The sequence below is a fragment of the Delftia sp. DS1230 genome, from assembly GCF_040112715.1.
Taxonomy (GTDB): domain Bacteria; phylum Pseudomonadota; class Gammaproteobacteria; order Burkholderiales; family Burkholderiaceae_C; genus Comamonas; species Comamonas tsuruhatensis.
This window is the reverse complement of the sequence record NZ_CP157763.1, coordinates 1,838,347-1,853,986: the sequence shown is the minus strand read 5'-3', so window position 1 is coordinate 1,853,986 and position 15,640 is coordinate 1,838,347. Positions and strand designations below refer to the sequence as shown.

Here is a 15,640-nt window from a genome sequence, read left to right as displayed (position 1 = left end):
CGTCCAATCTAAAAGTGCCCCTGGACCGCGTCCATCGAGAAGTTTTCGCCCCCTCTGTTCACGAAAACTGAACAGGAGCGACCCCTTGCCGGCCAGCGACGCAAAGAAAAAGGCCCGCCGAAGCGGGCCCCAAGCCAGGCAGGCAGGCCGTCAGAACGCGGCCAGATGGCTGTTGCGCAACTCCGTCACCAGCATGTGGCCCGGCTCGTGCGTGATGGCGAATGGCAGGGCCGCCGAGCGTATGGCCTGCTGGGGCGTCACGCCGCAGGCCCAGAACACGGGAATCTCTCCCGGCCTGAGCGCCATGGGCTCGCCGAAGTCCGGCCTGTCGATGTCGGCAATGCCTATCTGCGCGGGATCGCCCAGGTGCACGGGCGCCCCATGCACGCTGGGATAGCGCGAAGTGACCTGGATGGCGCGGATGGCGTGGGCCGCCGTCATGGGCCGCATGCTGACCACCATCCGGCCACCGAACCGGCCAGCCTGGCCGTTGGCAATGTCGGTGATGAACATGGGCGCGCCCCGGCCTTCATCGATGTGGCGCACGGGCACGCCCGCCTCGCGCAGCGCATCCTCGAAGGAGTAGGAGCAGCCGATGACGAAGCCCACCAGGTCGTCGCGCCACAGCTCCGTGAGGTCATTCACCTGCTCGGCCCTGTGACCATCGCGAAACACCCAGTACGAGGGCAGGTCGGTCTTCAGATCGATATCGCCGAGCTCGGGCACGCGGCTGCTGCCGGGCTCGGTCACGCCGATCAGCGGGCAGGACTTGGGGTTGAGGCGAGCAAAGCGCAGGAACTCCTCGCTGCACTCGCGCGGCAATATCGCCAGGTTGCCCTGGGTGTAGCCGGGGCACTGCCCTGCCGTCTGCCCGCGAAAGCGGCCGGCGCGCACCTCCTGTCGGAACTCGGTCGGATGGGTCCAGTGCGTCATGGGTGAGCCTCTATTGAGTGGAGATGCCTCCCAATGTAAAAAGCAGCAGGCCACCGGTCCACTCAGGAATTGTGCGCAGCCTCTCCCAGAAAAACTGAACAGCCACCGCAGCCCGCGCAGACCCCCATGAACATCCGCTTTCTGGAAACCTTTGTGCTGCTGGCACGCATCGGCAGCGTGCGCCGCGTGGCCGAACTGGTGCATGCCAGCCCCGGCGCCGTCTCCATGCGCATACGCGGGCTGGAGTCGGACCTGGGCGTGACCCTGTTCCACTGGGACCGCAAGACGCTGCAGATCACCGACGCCGGCGCCCGCTTGCTGCGGCATGCGGAGGCCGTCATTGAAGCCGCACGCACCCTGGAGCGTGCCGCCAGGTCCGACGACGCCATCGGCTGCCGCCTGCGGGTCGGCGTGCTGGAGACGGCGGTACACACCTTCCTGCCCGAATTCGTCAAGGCGATGGGCGCCAGCCTGCCGCATATCGAGCTGGACCTGACCGTCGATCTGAGCACCCACCTGTCGGAGCAGATGATGCGGCGCGATCTGGACCTGATCGTGCGCACCGGCAGCGGCGTGGACCCCCAGTTCGCCGTGGTCGAGAACCTGCTGGAGGTGCCCGTGCACTGGATTGCCAGGCGGGGCCTGGTGCCCAGGAAGGATGGACTGCACAAGGCGCTGGGCAAGCAATTGCTGACACAGATGCGCGGCACCGGCCCCTACGAGCAGGCCGTGGCCATGGCACAGCAACTGGCCGTGCAAAGCGGCATGGTCTCCAGCGATCTGCGCATCTCGGGATCGCCCTCGCTGGCGGCCCTGGTCTCGCTGGTGCGAGAAGGGCTAGGCGTCGCCATCATGCACGGCATGCTGGTGGCGCCGCAGCTCGAAAGCGGGGAGCTGGTGGAGCTGGAACTGCCCACGCCGCCCTCCTTTCGCATCACCACCTGGTACCCCAAGAGCCCGCCGCCCGGCGTCACCGACACTGCCCAGGTGCTGCGCCGGGTCTGCAAGAGCTACTGCAAGCGGGTCAGCCCGCATCTGGCGCGGTACATCGGCTAGGGCGCGGATGCCGGCGGCGGCTCCTGCCCGTGCAACAGCGCCAGAAAGCTGTCGGCCGCCTGGCTCAGCGGCCGGTCGCGGCGCACCAGGCTGCCGTAGGCCTGCAGGTTGCGGCGCATGCGATAGGGCAGGATGCGGACCATGCCGTGCGCGGCGCTGTCCCGGGCCACGGCCTGCGGAATCACGGCGATCAGGTCGGAGTTGCGCACCAGGTTCATGGTGGTGAGGATGGAGCCCGTCTCGATCAGGCCGCGCGGCAGCGGCAGGCCGTGGGCCTGGAATTCCTGGTCGATCAGTGCGCGCATGGGACTGCCGGGCGGCTGCAGCACCCAGCCATGGGCCTGCAGCTGCGCAAAGCCCACGCTGCGGGCACGCGCCAGAGGATGGCCGCAGCCCACGATGATGGACAGGGCCTCGTCATCTATGGTGCGGAACAGATGGGCGGGATCGGCCTGCCCGGTCTGCCGGCCCACCACCACCTCCAGCACGCCGTCCTGCAACTGCGCCAGCAGCCGGTCGCTGGTGTCCACGGCCACCTCGATGGACAGCAGCGGCCACTGGCGCTTGAGCGCCAGCAGCGCCTGTGTCAGCCGCCCCGGCGAGGCCGCCATGATGCTGCCCACGGCCAGCCGCCCCGCGCTGCCTTCGCGCAGTTCCTGCAGCTCGCGGTTCAGCGCCTCCATGCCGCCGCGCAGGTGGCGGAAGTAGCCCGTCACGCGCTCGCCCGCCGCGTTCAGCTGCAGGCCGCGCCCAACGCGGTCGAACAGGGGCAGGCCCAGCGCGCTTTCCAGCTCATGCAGCATCTTGGTGGCGGCCGGCTGGCTCAGTCCCAGCTCGGCTGCGGCGCCGCGCAGCGTGCCCTTCTGGTCGATGGCCAGCATCAGCGCCACCTGCCGCATGCGCAGGCGGTTGAGCAGTTGCGGCGTGCTGTCCCTGCGGTCGATGGAGCCCATAGGAATATCCCGTGAATTGATTACCCAAGGTTATTGATTCATCAGCAACTTTCAGTTTACGGCAATCAATCATCTGCCTAGCATGGGTCCACAACAAAAGCACCGGAGACAAGACATGCAACGCCGCCCCCTGCTGCTGGCCGCAACTGCCCTGCTGCCCGCCATCGCCCTGGCCCAAACCCCGCCGGACTGGCCCACGCGGCCTGTGCGCATGCTTGTGGGCTCGGCCCCAGGCGGCGGCACCGACGCCATGGCCCGCGCGGTGGCCGACCGGCTCGCGCCGCTGCTGCGCCAGCCGGTGATCGTGGAAAACCGCCCCGGCGTCTCCAACACCCTGGCCGTGGACATGACGGCCAAGTCCACGGACGGGCACACCATGGTGATGGGCGTGGTCACGGCCCATGCCATTGCCCCGCACCTGCTCAAGCTGGGCTACGACAGCAACCGCGACCTGGTGCCCGTGGCCTATGTGGGCGCAGTGCCCAATGTGCTGGTGGTGGGAAACAACCTGCCCGCCAACTCGGTGCAGGAACTGGTCGCCCTGGCCCGCAAGGAGCCCGGCAGGATCAACTTCGCCAGCAGCGGCACGGGCAGCACCCAGCACATCGCGGCCGAGATGTTCAAGGACGCGGCCGGCATTGAACTGACCCACGTGCCCTACAAGGGCAGCGCCGCCGCCCTGGTGGACCTGGTCAGCGGCCAGGTGCAGATGAGCTTTGACACCATGCCTTCGGTGATCGGCCAGATCAAGGCCGGCAAGCTGCGCCCGCTGGGCGTGACGTCGCCGCGCCGCAACGCCCAGCTGCCCCAGGTGCCGACGCTGGCCGAGGCCGGCCTGCCCGGCGTGGAGATAGGCGCCTGGTACGGCATCTACATGCCAGCGGCCACACCCCGCGCCGTGCAGGCCCGGGTGCACGACGAAGTCAACAAGGTGCTGGCCCTGCCCGAGACGCGCACGCGCCTGGAGGCCGTGGGCGCCGAGCTGCAGCCCATGGGCCAGGCGGAGTTCATTGCCTTGCACAACGCCGAGTACCAGCGCTTTGGCGAAATCATCCGCAAGAACCACATCAAGATCGACTGAGCCGCACATGCCCGCATCCGAACTTCCCGTCGTCGCCCTGACCCTGGGCGATCCCGCCGGCATAGGCGCCGAACTGATCGCACGCCTGCTGGCGCGGCCCGAGGCCATGCAAAAGGCCAACATCGTGCTGGCCGGCGACCCCTGGCTGTGGCAGCAGGGCCAGCGCATCGCGGGCCTGCAGGTGGCCACCACACCCATCGCCAGCATGGCCCATGCACGTGGCCGCACCGATACCGCCCTGCCCGCCTTCCTGGCCCTGGACACGGTGGCCCCCGATGCCGTGCACCAGGGTCGTGCCGAAGCCGCAGGCGGGCGCTCGGTGCTGCAGGTGCTGGACCGGTGCATGGACGCGGCCCAGGCCGGCCAGATCGACGCCATCTGCTTTGCGCCGCTCAACAAGCAGGCCATGAAGCTGGGCGGCCTGCGCCATGAGGACGAGCTGCACCACTTTGCCGAGTACCTGGGTGTGAGCGGCTATTTCTGCGAATTCAACACGCTGGGCGATCTGTGGACCTCGCGCATTTCGTCCCATGTGCCGCTCAGGGACGTGGCCGGCTATCTGAGCCAGGAGCGCATCGCCCAGGCGGCCGAGCTGATCTACCGCGCGCTGCTGGCCAGCGGCATGGCGGCCCCCAAGGTGGCGATTGCGGGCTTCAACCCGCACAACGGCGACGGCGGCACCTGCGGGCGCGAGGAGATCGACATCATCGCGCCGGCCGTGCGCGCGCTGCAGGCCCGCGACTGGCCCACGCCCGACCCGTTCCACGGCCCCTTCCCGGCCGACACCATCTTCCTGAAGGCCCAGGCGGGCGAGTACCAGGCCATCGTGACCATGTACCACGACCAGGGCCAGATCGCCATCAAGCTGCTGGGCTTCTCGCGCGGCGTGACCGTGCAGGGCGGCCTGCCGATCCCCATCACCACGCCGGCCCACGGCACGGCCTATGACATCGCGGGCCAGGGCCGGGCCAGCGTGGAGGCCACCTGGCAGGCCTTTCTGATCGCCTGCCGCATGGGCGCCGCGCGCCTGTCCTGACTGACTTCACTCCCTCGCCATCACCATCATGAAAATCAAATCCGTCCGCGCCCGCGTCTACGAATGGCAAGGCAAGACCGTGCCGCCCCAGGGCAACTTCTGCTCCAACGCCATGGACCTGCTCTATGCGCCGCAGGAGACCATGTCCACCTTCCGCTTCCATTCCTGGACGGTGGTGGAGATCGAGACCGACGACGGCATCGTCGGCCTGGGCAACGTGGCGCTGGCGCCGCGCATCGCCAAGGCCATCATCGACGAGTACCTGGCGCCCCTGGTCATCGGCCACGACCCGTGGGACTACGAATACCTGTGGCAGCGCATGTACCGCGCCACGCACGCCTGGGGCCGCAAGGGCGTGACCATGGCCGCCATCTCGGCCGTGGACCTGGCCATCTGGGACATCCTGGGCAAGAGCGTGAACAAGCCTGTGTTCAAGCTGCTGGGCGGGCGCACCAAGGAAAGGATTCCCTGCTACTACAGCAAGCTCTACCGCACCGACCTCAAGGCCATGCAGGAAGAGGCGCAGAAATTCCTGGACCAGGGCTTCAAGGCCTTCAAGATGCGCTTCGGCTACGGCCCGGCCCATCTGCAGGAAGGCGTGCGCGAGAACCTGCGCTCGGTCGAGGCCGTGCGCGAAGTCATAGGCTACGACTGCGACCTGATGCTGGAGTGCTACATGGGCTGGAACCTGGAGTACGCCAGGCGCATGCTGCCCAAGCTGGAGAAGTTCGAGCCGCGCTGGCTGGAGGAGCCCGTGATCGCCGACGACATCGACGGCTACGCCGAACTCAGCCGGCTCACCAGCATTCCGATCTCGGGCGGCGAGCACGAGTTCAGCCTCTACGGCTTCAAGCAGCTGCTCGACAAAAAGGCCGTCAGCGTCGTGCAGTACGACACCAACCGCGTGGGCGGCATCACGGCCGCGCACAAGATCAATGCACTGTGCGAGGCGTTCAGCGTGCCCGTGATCCCGCATGCGGGCCAGATGCACAACTACCACCTGACCATGAGCACGCTGGCCTCGCCCATGGCCGAGTACTTCCCCATCTTCGACGTGGAAGTGGGCAATGAGCTGTTCTGGTACATCTTCGACGGCGAGCCCGTGGCCGAGAACGGCTTCCTGCAGCTCAGGGACGATGTGCCGGGCCTGGGCCTCACGCTCAAGACCGAGTACCTGGACCAGTTCCGCATCGTCGAATGAGGGAGCACGCCATGCCCGGAATTTCTCGGCCGCGCTACAGCGGCATCTTCCCCGTGGTACCCACCACCTTCCACGAGGACGGCACGCTGGACCTGGCCAGCCAGAGGCGCTGCCTGGACTTCATGATCGACTCGGGCGTGGATGGCCTGTGCATCCTGGCCAACTTCTCCGAGCAGTTCCTGCTGGCCGATGACGAGCGCGAGATCCTCACGCGCACGGCGCTGGAACATGTGGCGGGCCGCGTGCCCGTGATCGTCACCACCACGCACACCTCATCGCGCGTGTGCTCCGAGCGAAGCCGCCGCGCGCAGGACATGGGTGCGGCCATGGTGATGGTCATGCCGCCCTACCACGGCGCCACCTTCCGCTTCGGCGAGGCCCAGATCCAGGGCTTCTTCCAGGCCGTGTCCGATGCCATCGCCATTCCCATCATGGTGCAGGACGCGCCCGCCGCAGGCACGCCGCTGTCCCCCGCCTTCCTCGCGCGCATGGCCCGCGAGATCGAGCAGGTCTGCTACTTCAAGATGGAAACCGCAGGCGCCGCCGGCAAGCTGCGCGAACTCATCGCCCTGGGTGGTGAGGCCATCGAAGGCCCCTGGGACGGCGAGGAAGCCATCACCCTGCTGGCCGACCTGGAGGCCGGCGCCACGGGCTCCATGACGGGCGGCGGCTTTGCCGACGGCATACGCCCCATCATCGAAGCCCACAGAAACGGCGACCCCGACACCGCATTCGCCCTCTACCAGCGCTGGCTGCCCCTGATCAACCACGAAAACCGCCAGGCCGGCTTCCTGGCCGCCAAGGCGCTGATGAAGGCCGGCGGCGTGATCGCCTGCGACGCGCCGCGCGCGCCCTGGCCGCCCATGCACCCCGAGGTGCGCCGCCAGCTGCTGGACATTGCGCGGCGGCTGGATCCGCTGGTGCTGCGCTGGGGGGGTTGAGGCAGTTGAGGTCTCAGCAGAAGAAAACCGCCGCCTGTGCATGGGCTATGCTGCCGCTCTGTGCCTGCCAGCCCCACCGATCAGACTGCCGCCCATGTCCGCAACCTCTTTGTCCCCGTCCAACTTCGAAATTGACGACGCGCTCTACGCCCGAATCCTGCAGTGGAACGACGCCCAGTCCCTGGCCCAGCAGACCGTGAGCTTCTTCATGGCGGAGGGCGAGCACACCATCGGCATCGACATGCAAGTGCTCAGCGCAACGCAGACATCGGCCGACACGCCCGGCATGCTGCAGTTCTCCCTGGTGTTTCGCGGTCCGCGCCAGCCGCAGCTGCCGCAGCGCACTTACCGCGTGCGCCATGCGCAGCTCGGTGACTACGCCATCTTCATCACGCCCATTGCGCAGTCGGCAGGCCATGTCGATTACGAGGCCTGCTTTTCCCATGCCGTCTGATCCGTTCGTGCCCGAGTTGCCGCCGCTGTATCTGGAGGATGTGCGGCTGCGCCTGGCCGAAGAAGCCGACTACGCTTTTCTCCGCGCCCTGTACCGCCAGGTACGCGCTGCCGAACTGGCGCCCGTGCCCTGGAGCGAAGCCGAAAAGCATGCCTTCTGCGATTCGCAGTTCGCTTTGCAGGACCAGCACTACCGCAAGCACTACGCACACGGCGCGTTTTTCGTGATCGAGAGGGCAGGTCTGCCTATAGGCCGGCTCTACCTCAATCTCGCACCCGGGCCGCTGGGAGTGATGGACATCTCGCTCGACGCCGCTGTTCAAGGCCAGGGGCTGGGCACGGCCCTCATGCAATGGCTGGCCGGCTGGGCAGATCAAGAAGGGCGCGACATGCAGCTGTTCGTGGAAGCCAACAATCCAGCCCGGCGCCTGTATACGCGCCTGGGCTTTGTCGAGCAGGACCAGGAAGGCATCTACCTGCGCATGCGCAGGACCGCGGCGCTCAGCCGCGGTTGAACACGGCTTCCAGCAGACCGCCTTGCACGTCGCTGGGGCTCAGGAAGACGGCGTGGCTTCCCAGAGCCGGATGAGAGATTTCCCAGGTGTCCTGCAGCAACGCGCCAGGGCGGGACAACTCGAACAGTGCGCTGAAAGAGCGGTCGCCATGCAGTGTGTGCGGCAGCGCTGCCAACGAAACCAAACGTAACTCGGAAACTTCTCCTGCTACCGAGAAGCTATGGCCCAGCAGCGGCTGAAAGTGGCTGCGGCGCAACTCCATGCCAGCCGCACAGGCGATCACTGGAATCCCGGAAACGGCCGCTGCAGCGGGAAAGGCCCCTGCAACCTGCATGAAAGCACGGCGTCCTGTCTTCATCGTGGCCCTTCCTGCCCAAGCAACAGAAGCAAAATATTTTTGCTGCGAAACAGGTTGCCATACTAAACTATTTTGCAATTATTAACGTTTACTAACCCCACCCTGTCATGGCTCAACCCTTTGTTGGGGAAATCCGCATGTTTGCCGGCAACTTCGCGCCGGCAGGCTGGATGTTCTGCGAAGGGCAGCTCCTGCCCATCTCTGAATACGAAACCCTGTTCAATCTGATCGGCACGACATACGGCGGTGATGGCCAAAGCACGTTCGCCCTGCCAGACATGCGTGGCCGCATCCCCCTGCACGCAGGCAACGAATTCACGCTGGCACAGGCCGCTGGAGTCGAAGAGGTCACGCTGACCGTCAATCAGATTCCAGCCCACACGCACGGCGTTCCCGCTTCCTCCGGCACCGGCTTTCTGGCTTCGCCCGCCGATGCGGTGTTTGCCAAGCACAGGGATCACAAGGCCTTTGCGAACGGTGCCCCCGCTACGCCCATGGCGGCCTCGATGGTGGGCGCGGTCGGTGGGTCACAGCCGCATACCAATATGCCGCCCTATCTTTGCGTGAACTTCATCATCTCGCTGTTCGGCATCTATCCCTCACCCACCTGATGTCTACCCCTTTTCTCGGAGAGGTTCGCGTCTTCTCCTTCAACTTCGCCCCCAAAGGCTGGGCCCTTTGCAATGGGCAATTGCTGCCCATCAACCAGAACCAGGCACTGTTCTCGCTGCTGGGCACCACCTACGGTGGCAACGGGCAGACCAACTTTGCACTGCCCGACCTGCGCGGCCGCATGCCCATGCACATGGGGGCCGGCCATACGCTGGGAGAGAGAGCAGGCGAGCAAGCCCATACCCTGACCCTGCCAGAGATACCGCAGCACAGCCACGCCATGGCCGCTTCCGGCACCACGGGCCAGGCGACATCGGGCAACGGCAACCTGCCTGCAGCGGCGCGCGGCCACTATGCGCAAAGCGGCAATACGAGCATGCCCGCCCTGTTAGCCAATGTTGGCGGCAGCCAGCCACACCTCAATATGCCGCCCTACCTGACGCTGAGCTTTTGCATGGCGATGCAAGGCCTCTTTCCTTCCCAGAACTGAAGAACATGTCTGATCCCTTCGTCGCCGAAATCCGCCTTGGCGGGTTCAACTTCGCACCCAAGGGCTGGGCCTTTTGCGATGGTCAGCTCATACCGCTTTCTCAGAACACGGCGCTGTTTTCCCTGCTGGGAACAACCTATGGTGGCGATGGAAAATCCAATTTTTCCCTTCCCAACCTTCAAGGGCGCATGCCCATGCATCCAGGCCAGGGACCGGGGCTGTCCTTGCACGATCTGGGCGAAACCGGCGGTACTGAAACCGTGACGCTGCTGGAATCGGAAATTCCCAGGCACACCCATCAGGCCCTGGCTGCTTCGCCCGCAGATCCCGCCGTGGCAAGCCCGGCCGGCGCCGTCCTGGGCACCGCACCGACGCGCCCCTACATCGCGCCAGCCTCCAACACCTCTGCGGTCACCATGGCTCCCCCTCAACCTGCGGGCGGCAGCCAGCCACACAACAATCTTCCGCCCTACCTGGTCATGAACTTCATCATCGCCTTGCAGGGCATCTTCCCCGCACGGAGCTGAGTACACCTATGCGCAGTTCCATTGCGGCCCTGACCATGTTGGCCCTGACCACGGGGGTCCAGGCCGATCCCCTGGTCCAACGCGAATTCTCCGGCAGGGACAACCGCTTCATAGAGATACCCGGTGCCGGCTTTCGCGCCATGGCCGCAGGCAAGCGCATCAGTTTCGATGCGCAAGGCATGAGCATCGACCTGCCCGGCCAGACCAACGGCGTGCAAGGCCGGTCGGTGGCCGCATCCGGCGTGGCCCGGAGCCTGAGCCTGCGCCCGGATTCGCGCCTGCGCTACAGCTTCGAGAACGGGACCATGTCGACGCCGCAGGGCATGCAGCCTTCGCCCACGCTCTACCACTGGCTGGTCGGCGAAGCCGCGCAATGGCGCAAAGGCCTGCGCAGCTTCGGCGCCTTGGGCTACCGCAGCGTCTGGCCAGGCATTGATGCCGTTTTCCAGGGCGAGCCCGGCGGTCTGAAGTACCAGTTTGAACTGGCTCCTGGTGCCGATGCCGCACAGGTCTGGCTGCGCGTGGAAGGTGCGACGGATGCACGCATCCTGCCCACGGGAGCGCTGCAGTGGAGCATAGGCAACGACCTTTTCACCGACGATGCACCGCTGGTTTACCAACCCCGGGGCAATGGCCGCGTGGACGTGCCCGCCCGCTACCGGCTGGAGCAGGTGGACGCCACCACCTGGCGCGTGGGCTTTGAGCTGGGCAGCCATGACAAAGGCCTGCCGCTGGTCATCGATCCGGCCTGGACCGGCTACTCGGGCCTGGTCGGAGGCAACTCGGCCGACCAGGTCAACGCCGTGGCGCGAGACAGCGACGGCAACACCTACGCCTGTGGCGTGACGCAATCGTCCGACCTGCCCAACGCGGGCAGCAGCAAAGGTGGCGAGGATGCCTTCGTCGTCAGATTCGATCCCAAGGGTGTCCCCATGAGCGTCACTTATGTGGGCGGATCGGGAGACGACGCCTGCAACGGCCTGGCCGTGGACATACAAAACCGCATCCACCTGGCGGGCAGCACGGAATCCACCGGCTTCCCCCTGCTTGGCACAGATGCCAACCAACGCTTTCGGCGCAGCAAGAGCACGACGGATAGGGATGCCTTCGTCATGCGCCTGGCACCAGACGGTGCCGGCATTCTGTATTCGGGCCTGATTGGTGGAACGGGTGACGATCAGGCCAATGCCCTGGCTCTGGACACCCTTGGCCGGGTCTATGTGACCGGATTCACGGAAGGCAAAGGCTTTCCTGCCGTGAACGGACCGCAGCTCAACCACGGCTTTGGCCCTGCGCAGTCAGAAATGCGGGATGCCTTCGTGGCCCGCATCGACTCTTCAGGCAGCGGGCTGGAGTACGCCGGATACATCGGCGGCGACGGCGGCGCCGACATCGGATATGCCATTGCCGTGGACGGCACCGGCGCGGCCTATGTGGCTGGCGCTACCGACTCTGTCTCGGGGATGCCGGGCGCCACGGGCCTCAGGACACTAATCAATTCGCGCGCCATCGATGGATCAGACGGCTTCGTCGCCAAGATCCGGGCCGACGGCAGCGCCTTCGACTACTTCACGCTGCTGACAGGCTCGGGCGCCGGTGCGGACCGTGCACTGGCCCTGAACCTGATGTATGACGGCTCACTGCTCGTGGGCGGGGAGACCGGGTCCGACAACTTTCCCGCCGACAACGGCGGACTGCGCAAGGGCCTAGGGCCGCAGACCGCGCGCAGCACCGGCATGGACGGCTTTGTGCTGCGTCTGAATGCATCAGGAGACCAAGTGCTGGACGCCACCTACCTGGGTGGCAATGGCTACGACAGCGTGGAAGGGCTGGCCGGCGACGGCGTGCAGTGGTTCGCCACGGGCAGCACCAGCAATGGAGCAGGCTTTCCCGTCAAGGCACAAAGCGGCCTGTCCACCACGCCAGGAGGCAAGCAGGACGGCTTCCTGGTCAGCATCGCAACCAGCGATCCGAACAACTGGAACTATGCAGGGTTCCTGGGCACCTCGGAAAACGAGGCCATGCGCAGCTTGGCCGCAACCAATGTGCAGGGCAGGACCCTTCTTTCCGTGGGCGGCGCCACCACCACATCGGGCACCAACGGCCTGACCAACCCTGCGAACAGCGCCCTCAGCGCAAACGCGAGCCTTTCGAATGGCCTGGTGTTTCGCATCGATCCTTTCGGCCCACCTGCGGCCATGGCGGTGCTCACTGGCTCTCAACAGTCCACCCGCATCCAGCAGCCTTTTGCCACGCCGTTGGCGGTCAAGGTCACCGACATCGACGACCAGCCGCTTGCCGGCATCATGGTGGACTTCAATGCGCCTGCCGCATCGGAGCCATCCACCACCTTTGCCACAAGAACCTCGGTCACGACCAACGCCCAGGGCATCGCATCGCTGAGTGCCACGGCCAACCTGTTCGCCGGCAGCTATACCGTGACGGCGCAGGCAGGGGCGGCCAGCACCTCGTTCTCGCTGACCAATGACAAGAGCCCGCAGGCTGCACTGACGGCAAGTGCAGCACTCCAGACCCTGCCCTATGCCAGCACCACCACGCTGAGCACCAACGGCGGCTCTGGCGCAGGCGCCATCAGCTACGCCGTAACCGCAGGCGCGGCCTATTGCGCCCTGACAGGCAACACGGTCACAGCCACGGCCGTGGGCGATTGCACCGTGACGGCGACCAAGGCGGGAGACGCCAGCTACCTGGCCGCCATGACCACCGTGGACATCTCGGTGATCAAGGCCCAGCAGCCTGCTCTGACGGCGACGGCAACACCCAGCACGCTGGCGGCCTTCAGCAAGGCCGTGCTGTCAACCAGTGGCGGCACAGGGTCCGGCGCCGTGGGCTTTTCCATCACGGATGGAGCCGCCTTTTGCTCCGTCAACGGCAACACGCTCACTGCGGAAGGCACGGGCTCCTGCACAGTGACCGCCACCAAGCTGGGCGATGCCAACTACCAGGACACGCTGGCCACCACCGTGGTGACCGTGACCCCTGCAGCCCAGGCCACCCTGAGCGTGCAGGCCACGCCTTCGACGCTGGCCTTCGGCGCCACGGCAACGCTGGCGACCACGGGGGGGTCCGGCACCGGTGCCACCACCTACGCGGTGACCGATGGCGCCCAGTTCTGCACGGTGACCGGCAACCAGCTGACCACCACGGGCGCCGGCAGTTGCACCATCACGGCCACCAAGGCCGCTGACATCAACCACCAGGCCACCAGCGCCAGCACCACGGTCACCGTGACCAAGGCGGGACAGGCAGCACTGGCCGTCCAGGCCAATCCGGCGGCCATCAACTTTGGCGGTACGTCGCAATTGACCACCACGGGTGGCTCGGGCACAGGCGCGGTGAGCTTCAGCGTCGGCGGCCCATGCAGCATCACGGGGTCCACGCTCACAGGCCAGGGGGTCGGAGCCTGCACGGTCACGGCCACCAAGGCAGCGGACGCCAACCATGAAGAGGCCACGGCAGGCGCCTCGGTGACAGTGTCTCAGGCGAGCCAGGCTGCGCTGTCCGTGGCGGCTTCGCCCAGCAGCATTGCCAAGGGTGCCTCCAGCACGGTCACGGTCACAGGTGGCAGCGGAAGCGGAGCCGTCACTTTCGCGCTGACCGCCGGCTCAGGCAACTGCTCCCTGCTGGGCGATACCGTCACCGGCACGGCCGTAGGCAGCTGTACGGTGACGGCAACCAAGGCGGCCGATGCCAACCATGCACAGGCAACGGCCTCAGTGCAGATTGCAGTCGGCAAGGCAATCCAGAACATCACCTTCGATTTCTCGTCCCTGCGCTATCTGAGCCCCGAGGCCCTGTCTCTGGCCAACGCCGCCGGCACCAACTCCAACCTGCCGATCAGCTTCAGCAGCCTCACCCCTCAGACCTGCGTGGTCACGGGCACCTCGCTGCGCCTGATGCGTACGGGCGAATGCACATTGCAGGCCAGCCAGGCCGGCGATGCCGAGTACGCCGCAGCAACGCCCGTGAACCAGACCTTCACGATCACCTTGCCGCCTCACACCGTGAGTTCCCTGACAGGTGCCGCGGGCGGCGCGACAGCCACCGCGCAGATCGCGACAGGAAGCCACTGGGTGTTCACGCCCTTGGGCACGGGGCCGTCGCAAACGCCGGGCTTCATCCCGCTGCAGGGACATACCAGGTCTCCTGCAGAGGCACCACCAGCCCAGCTGCAATTCCCGTTCGGCCTGTTCGATTTCACCGTAATGAATGGCTCGCCGGGGTCCACACTCAGCCTCACGCTGACCTTCCCGAACGATCTGCCTGCCGGCGCCCAATACTGGAAGTACGGCGCCACGTCCGACAATCCCGCGCCGCACTGGTACCGCTTCACCGGTGCGCAGTTCTCGGGGAAAACCGTGACACTGACCATCGAGGACGGCAAGCACGGCGATGACGACATGGATGTGAATGCTTTCATCAGCGACCCAGGCGGCATCGCCGTGGTAACGGCCACTGCGGGCGGCAGCCCTGCCGCCATTCCCACGCTATCTCAATGGAGCCAGTGGATACTGCTGGCACTGATGCTGGCAGCAGCCGCCCTGACAATGCACAGGCCCCGCCCGCGCAGCAAGTCACACTGACCTGTATGGAGCGGCTGCAGCCCGCAGGCGGCCGCTCCAATACCTCCTAACCGTGATCGCGCCACAGCCAAGGCCTGCGCAGGCCTTCCCCACGGTCCGCACGCCCTAAAATTGCGGCCGATTGGAGACAAGCGGTTTGCAAACGAGTACCCACGAGCCCATGCTCACCCCCGCCGAGCGCGAGGCCATCAATTCCGGCCAGTGGTTCTGCAGCCTTTCGCCCTCGCTGCGCCATGACATCCTGCGCCAGACCACGGTCCGGCGGCTCAAGGACGGGGCCCTGATCTATGCACGCGGCGATGTGCCGCACAGGTGGTATGCCTGTGCGCAGGGCGCCGTGCGCATGAGCTCGACCAGCCTGTCGGGTCGGCAGACCACGCTGGCCTATGTGGAGCCGGGTGCCTGGTTCGGTGCCATGTCCACCTTTCTTGACGAGCCCCGCACGCGCGATGCCTATGCCCATGGCGACACCACGCTGCTGTGCGTGGACAAGGACAGCTTTCACGCCATCCTGGCCACGCATGTGGAGTTCTACGACGCCCTGCTGCGCCTGCAGGCCCACCGCATACGCCAGACCTACGGGCTGGTGGAAGACCTCAACACCCTGCCCCTGCGCGCACGCCTGGCCAAGCAGTTGCTGCACCTGTCGCGCAGCTACGGCACACAGGTGCTGGACGACCCGCGCGAGCTGCGCATAGGCCTGCAACTGGTGCAGGAGGAGCTGGCCCAGTTGCTGGGCGCCTCGCGCCAGCGCGTGAACCAGGAACTCAAGCGCATGGAGCGCGACAACTGCATTCGCGTGGAAGCCCAGGGCCTGGTGGTCAGGGACCTGGTGGCCCTGCAGACCATCGTGCGCGAGGCCAGCCTGGCCGGCGCCTGA

General features: G+C 66.2%; 15 protein-coding genes. 12 read left to right on the top strand and 3 right to left on the bottom strand.

Translation table 11 applies throughout. From position 1 onward, the window contains the following. Positions 1–150: 150 nt before the first annotated feature. Positions 151–933, bottom strand: a complete 783-nt coding sequence (locus AAN986_RS08320; RefSeq protein ID WP_047218226.1) for a putative hydro-lyase — start codon at positions 931–933, stop codon at positions 151–153. A gap of 126 nt (positions 934–1,059) precedes the next feature. Between AAN986_RS08320 and AAN986_RS08315 the strand changes: the two genes are divergently transcribed. Continuing rightward, positions 1,060–1,989 carry a LysR family transcriptional regulator gene (locus tag AAN986_RS08315; protein ID WP_047218225.1) on the top strand — a complete coding sequence of 310 codons (930 nt, stop codon included), beginning with the start codon at positions 1,060–1,062 and terminating at the stop codon, positions 1,987–1,989. Here AAN986_RS08315 and AAN986_RS08310 read toward each other — a convergent pair. Then, the gene (locus AAN986_RS08310; RefSeq protein ID WP_047218224.1) at positions 1,986–2,942 is read right to left on the bottom strand and encodes a LysR family transcriptional regulator; all 957 of its coding nucleotides are present in this window, start codon (positions 2,940–2,942) and stop codon (positions 1,986–1,988) included. The two genes, AAN986_RS08315 and AAN986_RS08310, sit on opposite strands and share 4 nt — an antisense overlap. A gap of 115 nt (positions 2,943–3,057) precedes the next feature. Between AAN986_RS08310 and AAN986_RS08305 the strand changes: the two genes are divergently transcribed. From AAN986_RS08305 to AAN986_RS08280, 6 genes are all read left to right on the top strand, one after another. Then, a complete protein-coding gene (locus AAN986_RS08305; RefSeq protein WP_047218223.1) occupies positions 3,058–4,023 on the top strand; it encodes a tripartite tricarboxylate transporter substrate binding protein in 966 nt (321 codons plus the stop codon). A 7-nt stretch (positions 4,024–4,030) separates the two neighbouring features. Then, a complete protein-coding gene (locus tag AAN986_RS08300) occupies positions 4,031–5,059 on the top strand; it encodes a 4-hydroxythreonine-4-phosphate dehydrogenase PdxA (RefSeq protein WP_047218222.1) in 1,029 nt (342 codons plus the stop codon). Between the two features lie 28 nt (positions 5,060–5,087). Beyond that, positions 5,088–6,260, top strand: coding sequence for an L-rhamnonate dehydratase (locus AAN986_RS08295; RefSeq protein WP_034396240.1), 1,173 nt, complete (start codon positions 5,088–5,090; stop codon positions 6,258–6,260). Between the two features lie 11 nt (positions 6,261–6,271). Then, on the top strand, positions 6,272–7,201 hold the full coding sequence (locus tag AAN986_RS08290) for a dihydrodipicolinate synthase family protein (RefSeq protein WP_047218221.1): 930 nt from the start codon (positions 6,272–6,274) through the stop codon (positions 7,199–7,201). A 94-nt stretch (positions 7,202–7,295) separates the two neighbouring features. Then, positions 7,296–7,655: a hypothetical protein gene (locus AAN986_RS08285; protein ID WP_047218220.1), complete on the top strand. Its 360-nt coding sequence runs from the start codon at positions 7,296–7,298 to the stop codon at positions 7,653–7,655. After that, positions 7,645–8,169, top strand: a complete 525-nt coding sequence (locus AAN986_RS08280) for a GNAT family N-acetyltransferase (protein ID WP_047218219.1) — start codon at positions 7,645–7,647, stop codon at positions 8,167–8,169. The genes AAN986_RS08285 and AAN986_RS08280 overlap by 11 nt, the downstream gene beginning before the upstream one ends. On the opposite strand, the gene AAN986_RS08275 is transcribed toward AAN986_RS08280, so the two are convergent. Continuing rightward, complete coding sequence (locus AAN986_RS08275; protein WP_047218218.1) at positions 8,156–8,527, bottom strand: hypothetical protein; 372 nt, start codon at positions 8,525–8,527, stop codon at positions 8,156–8,158. The genes AAN986_RS08280 and AAN986_RS08275 overlap by 14 nt on opposite strands. Positions 8,528–8,664: 137 nt before the next feature. Between AAN986_RS08275 and AAN986_RS08270 the strand changes: the two genes are divergently transcribed. The 5 genes from AAN986_RS08270 (at position 8,665) to AAN986_RS08250 (ending at position 15,640) form a co-directional block, all read left to right on the top strand. Next, the gene (locus AAN986_RS08270) at positions 8,665–9,138 is read left to right on the top strand and encodes a tail fiber protein (protein ID WP_047218217.1); all 474 of its coding nucleotides are present in this window, start codon (positions 8,665–8,667) and stop codon (positions 9,136–9,138) included. Next, the gene (locus tag AAN986_RS08265; RefSeq protein ID WP_047218216.1) at positions 9,138–9,629 is read left to right on the top strand and encodes a tail fiber protein; all 492 of its coding nucleotides are present in this window, start codon (positions 9,138–9,140) and stop codon (positions 9,627–9,629) included. Before AAN986_RS08270 ends, AAN986_RS08265 begins: the two co-directional genes overlap by 1 nt. 5 nt (positions 9,630–9,634) lie before the next feature. Next, positions 9,635–10,156, top strand: coding sequence for a tail fiber protein (locus tag AAN986_RS08260; RefSeq protein WP_047218215.1), 522 nt, complete (start codon positions 9,635–9,637; stop codon positions 10,154–10,156). An 8-nt stretch (positions 10,157–10,164) separates the two neighbouring features. Next, the gene (locus tag AAN986_RS08255; RefSeq protein WP_047218214.1) at positions 10,165–14,760 is read left to right on the top strand and encodes a choice-of-anchor U domain-containing protein; all 4,596 of its coding nucleotides are present in this window, start codon (positions 10,165–10,167) and stop codon (positions 14,758–14,760) included. Positions 14,761–14,920: 160 nt separating this feature from the next. Then, positions 14,921–15,640: a Crp/Fnr family transcriptional regulator gene (locus tag AAN986_RS08250; protein ID WP_034396256.1), complete on the top strand. Its 720-nt coding sequence runs from the start codon at positions 14,921–14,923 to the stop codon at positions 15,638–15,640.

What these genes read in the sequence shown, in the direction of transcription:
- AAN986_RS08320 (WP_047218226.1), bottom strand. Translation starts at nt 933, where the DNA reads ATGACGCACTGGACCCATCCGACCGAGTTCCGACAGGAGGTGCGCGCC.
- AAN986_RS08315 (WP_047218225.1), top strand. Translation starts at nt 1,060, where the DNA reads ATGAACATCCGCTTTCTGGAAACCTTTGTGCTGCTGGCACGCATCGGC.
- AAN986_RS08310 (WP_047218224.1), bottom strand. Translation starts at nt 2,942, where the DNA reads ATGGGCTCCATCGACCGCAGGGACAGCACGCCGCAACTGCTCAACCGC.
- AAN986_RS08305 (WP_047218223.1), top strand. Translation starts at nt 3,058, where the DNA reads ATGCAACGCCGCCCCCTGCTGCTGGCCGCAACTGCCCTGCTGCCCGCC.
- AAN986_RS08300 (WP_047218222.1), top strand. Translation starts at nt 4,031, where the DNA reads ATGCCCGCATCCGAACTTCCCGTCGTCGCCCTGACCCTGGGCGATCCC.
- AAN986_RS08295 (WP_034396240.1), top strand. Translation starts at nt 5,088, where the DNA reads ATGAAAATCAAATCCGTCCGCGCCCGCGTCTACGAATGGCAAGGCAAG.
- AAN986_RS08290 (WP_047218221.1), top strand. Translation starts at nt 6,272, where the DNA reads ATGCCCGGAATTTCTCGGCCGCGCTACAGCGGCATCTTCCCCGTGGTA.
- AAN986_RS08285 (WP_047218220.1), top strand. Translation starts at nt 7,296, where the DNA reads ATGTCCGCAACCTCTTTGTCCCCGTCCAACTTCGAAATTGACGACGCG.
- AAN986_RS08280 (WP_047218219.1), top strand. Translation starts at nt 7,645, where the DNA reads ATGCCGTCTGATCCGTTCGTGCCCGAGTTGCCGCCGCTGTATCTGGAG.
- AAN986_RS08275 (WP_047218218.1), bottom strand. Translation starts at nt 8,527, where the DNA reads ATGAAGACAGGACGCCGTGCTTTCATGCAGGTTGCAGGGGCCTTTCCC.
- AAN986_RS08270 (WP_047218217.1), top strand. Translation starts at nt 8,665, where the DNA reads ATGTTTGCCGGCAACTTCGCGCCGGCAGGCTGGATGTTCTGCGAAGGG.
- AAN986_RS08265 (WP_047218216.1), top strand. Translation starts at nt 9,138, where the DNA reads ATGTCTACCCCTTTTCTCGGAGAGGTTCGCGTCTTCTCCTTCAACTTC.
- AAN986_RS08260 (WP_047218215.1), top strand. Translation starts at nt 9,635, where the DNA reads ATGTCTGATCCCTTCGTCGCCGAAATCCGCCTTGGCGGGTTCAACTTC.
- AAN986_RS08255 (WP_047218214.1), top strand. Translation starts at nt 10,165, where the DNA reads ATGCGCAGTTCCATTGCGGCCCTGACCATGTTGGCCCTGACCACGGGG.
- AAN986_RS08250 (WP_034396256.1), top strand. Translation starts at nt 14,921, where the DNA reads ATGCTCACCCCCGCCGAGCGCGAGGCCATCAATTCCGGCCAGTGGTTC.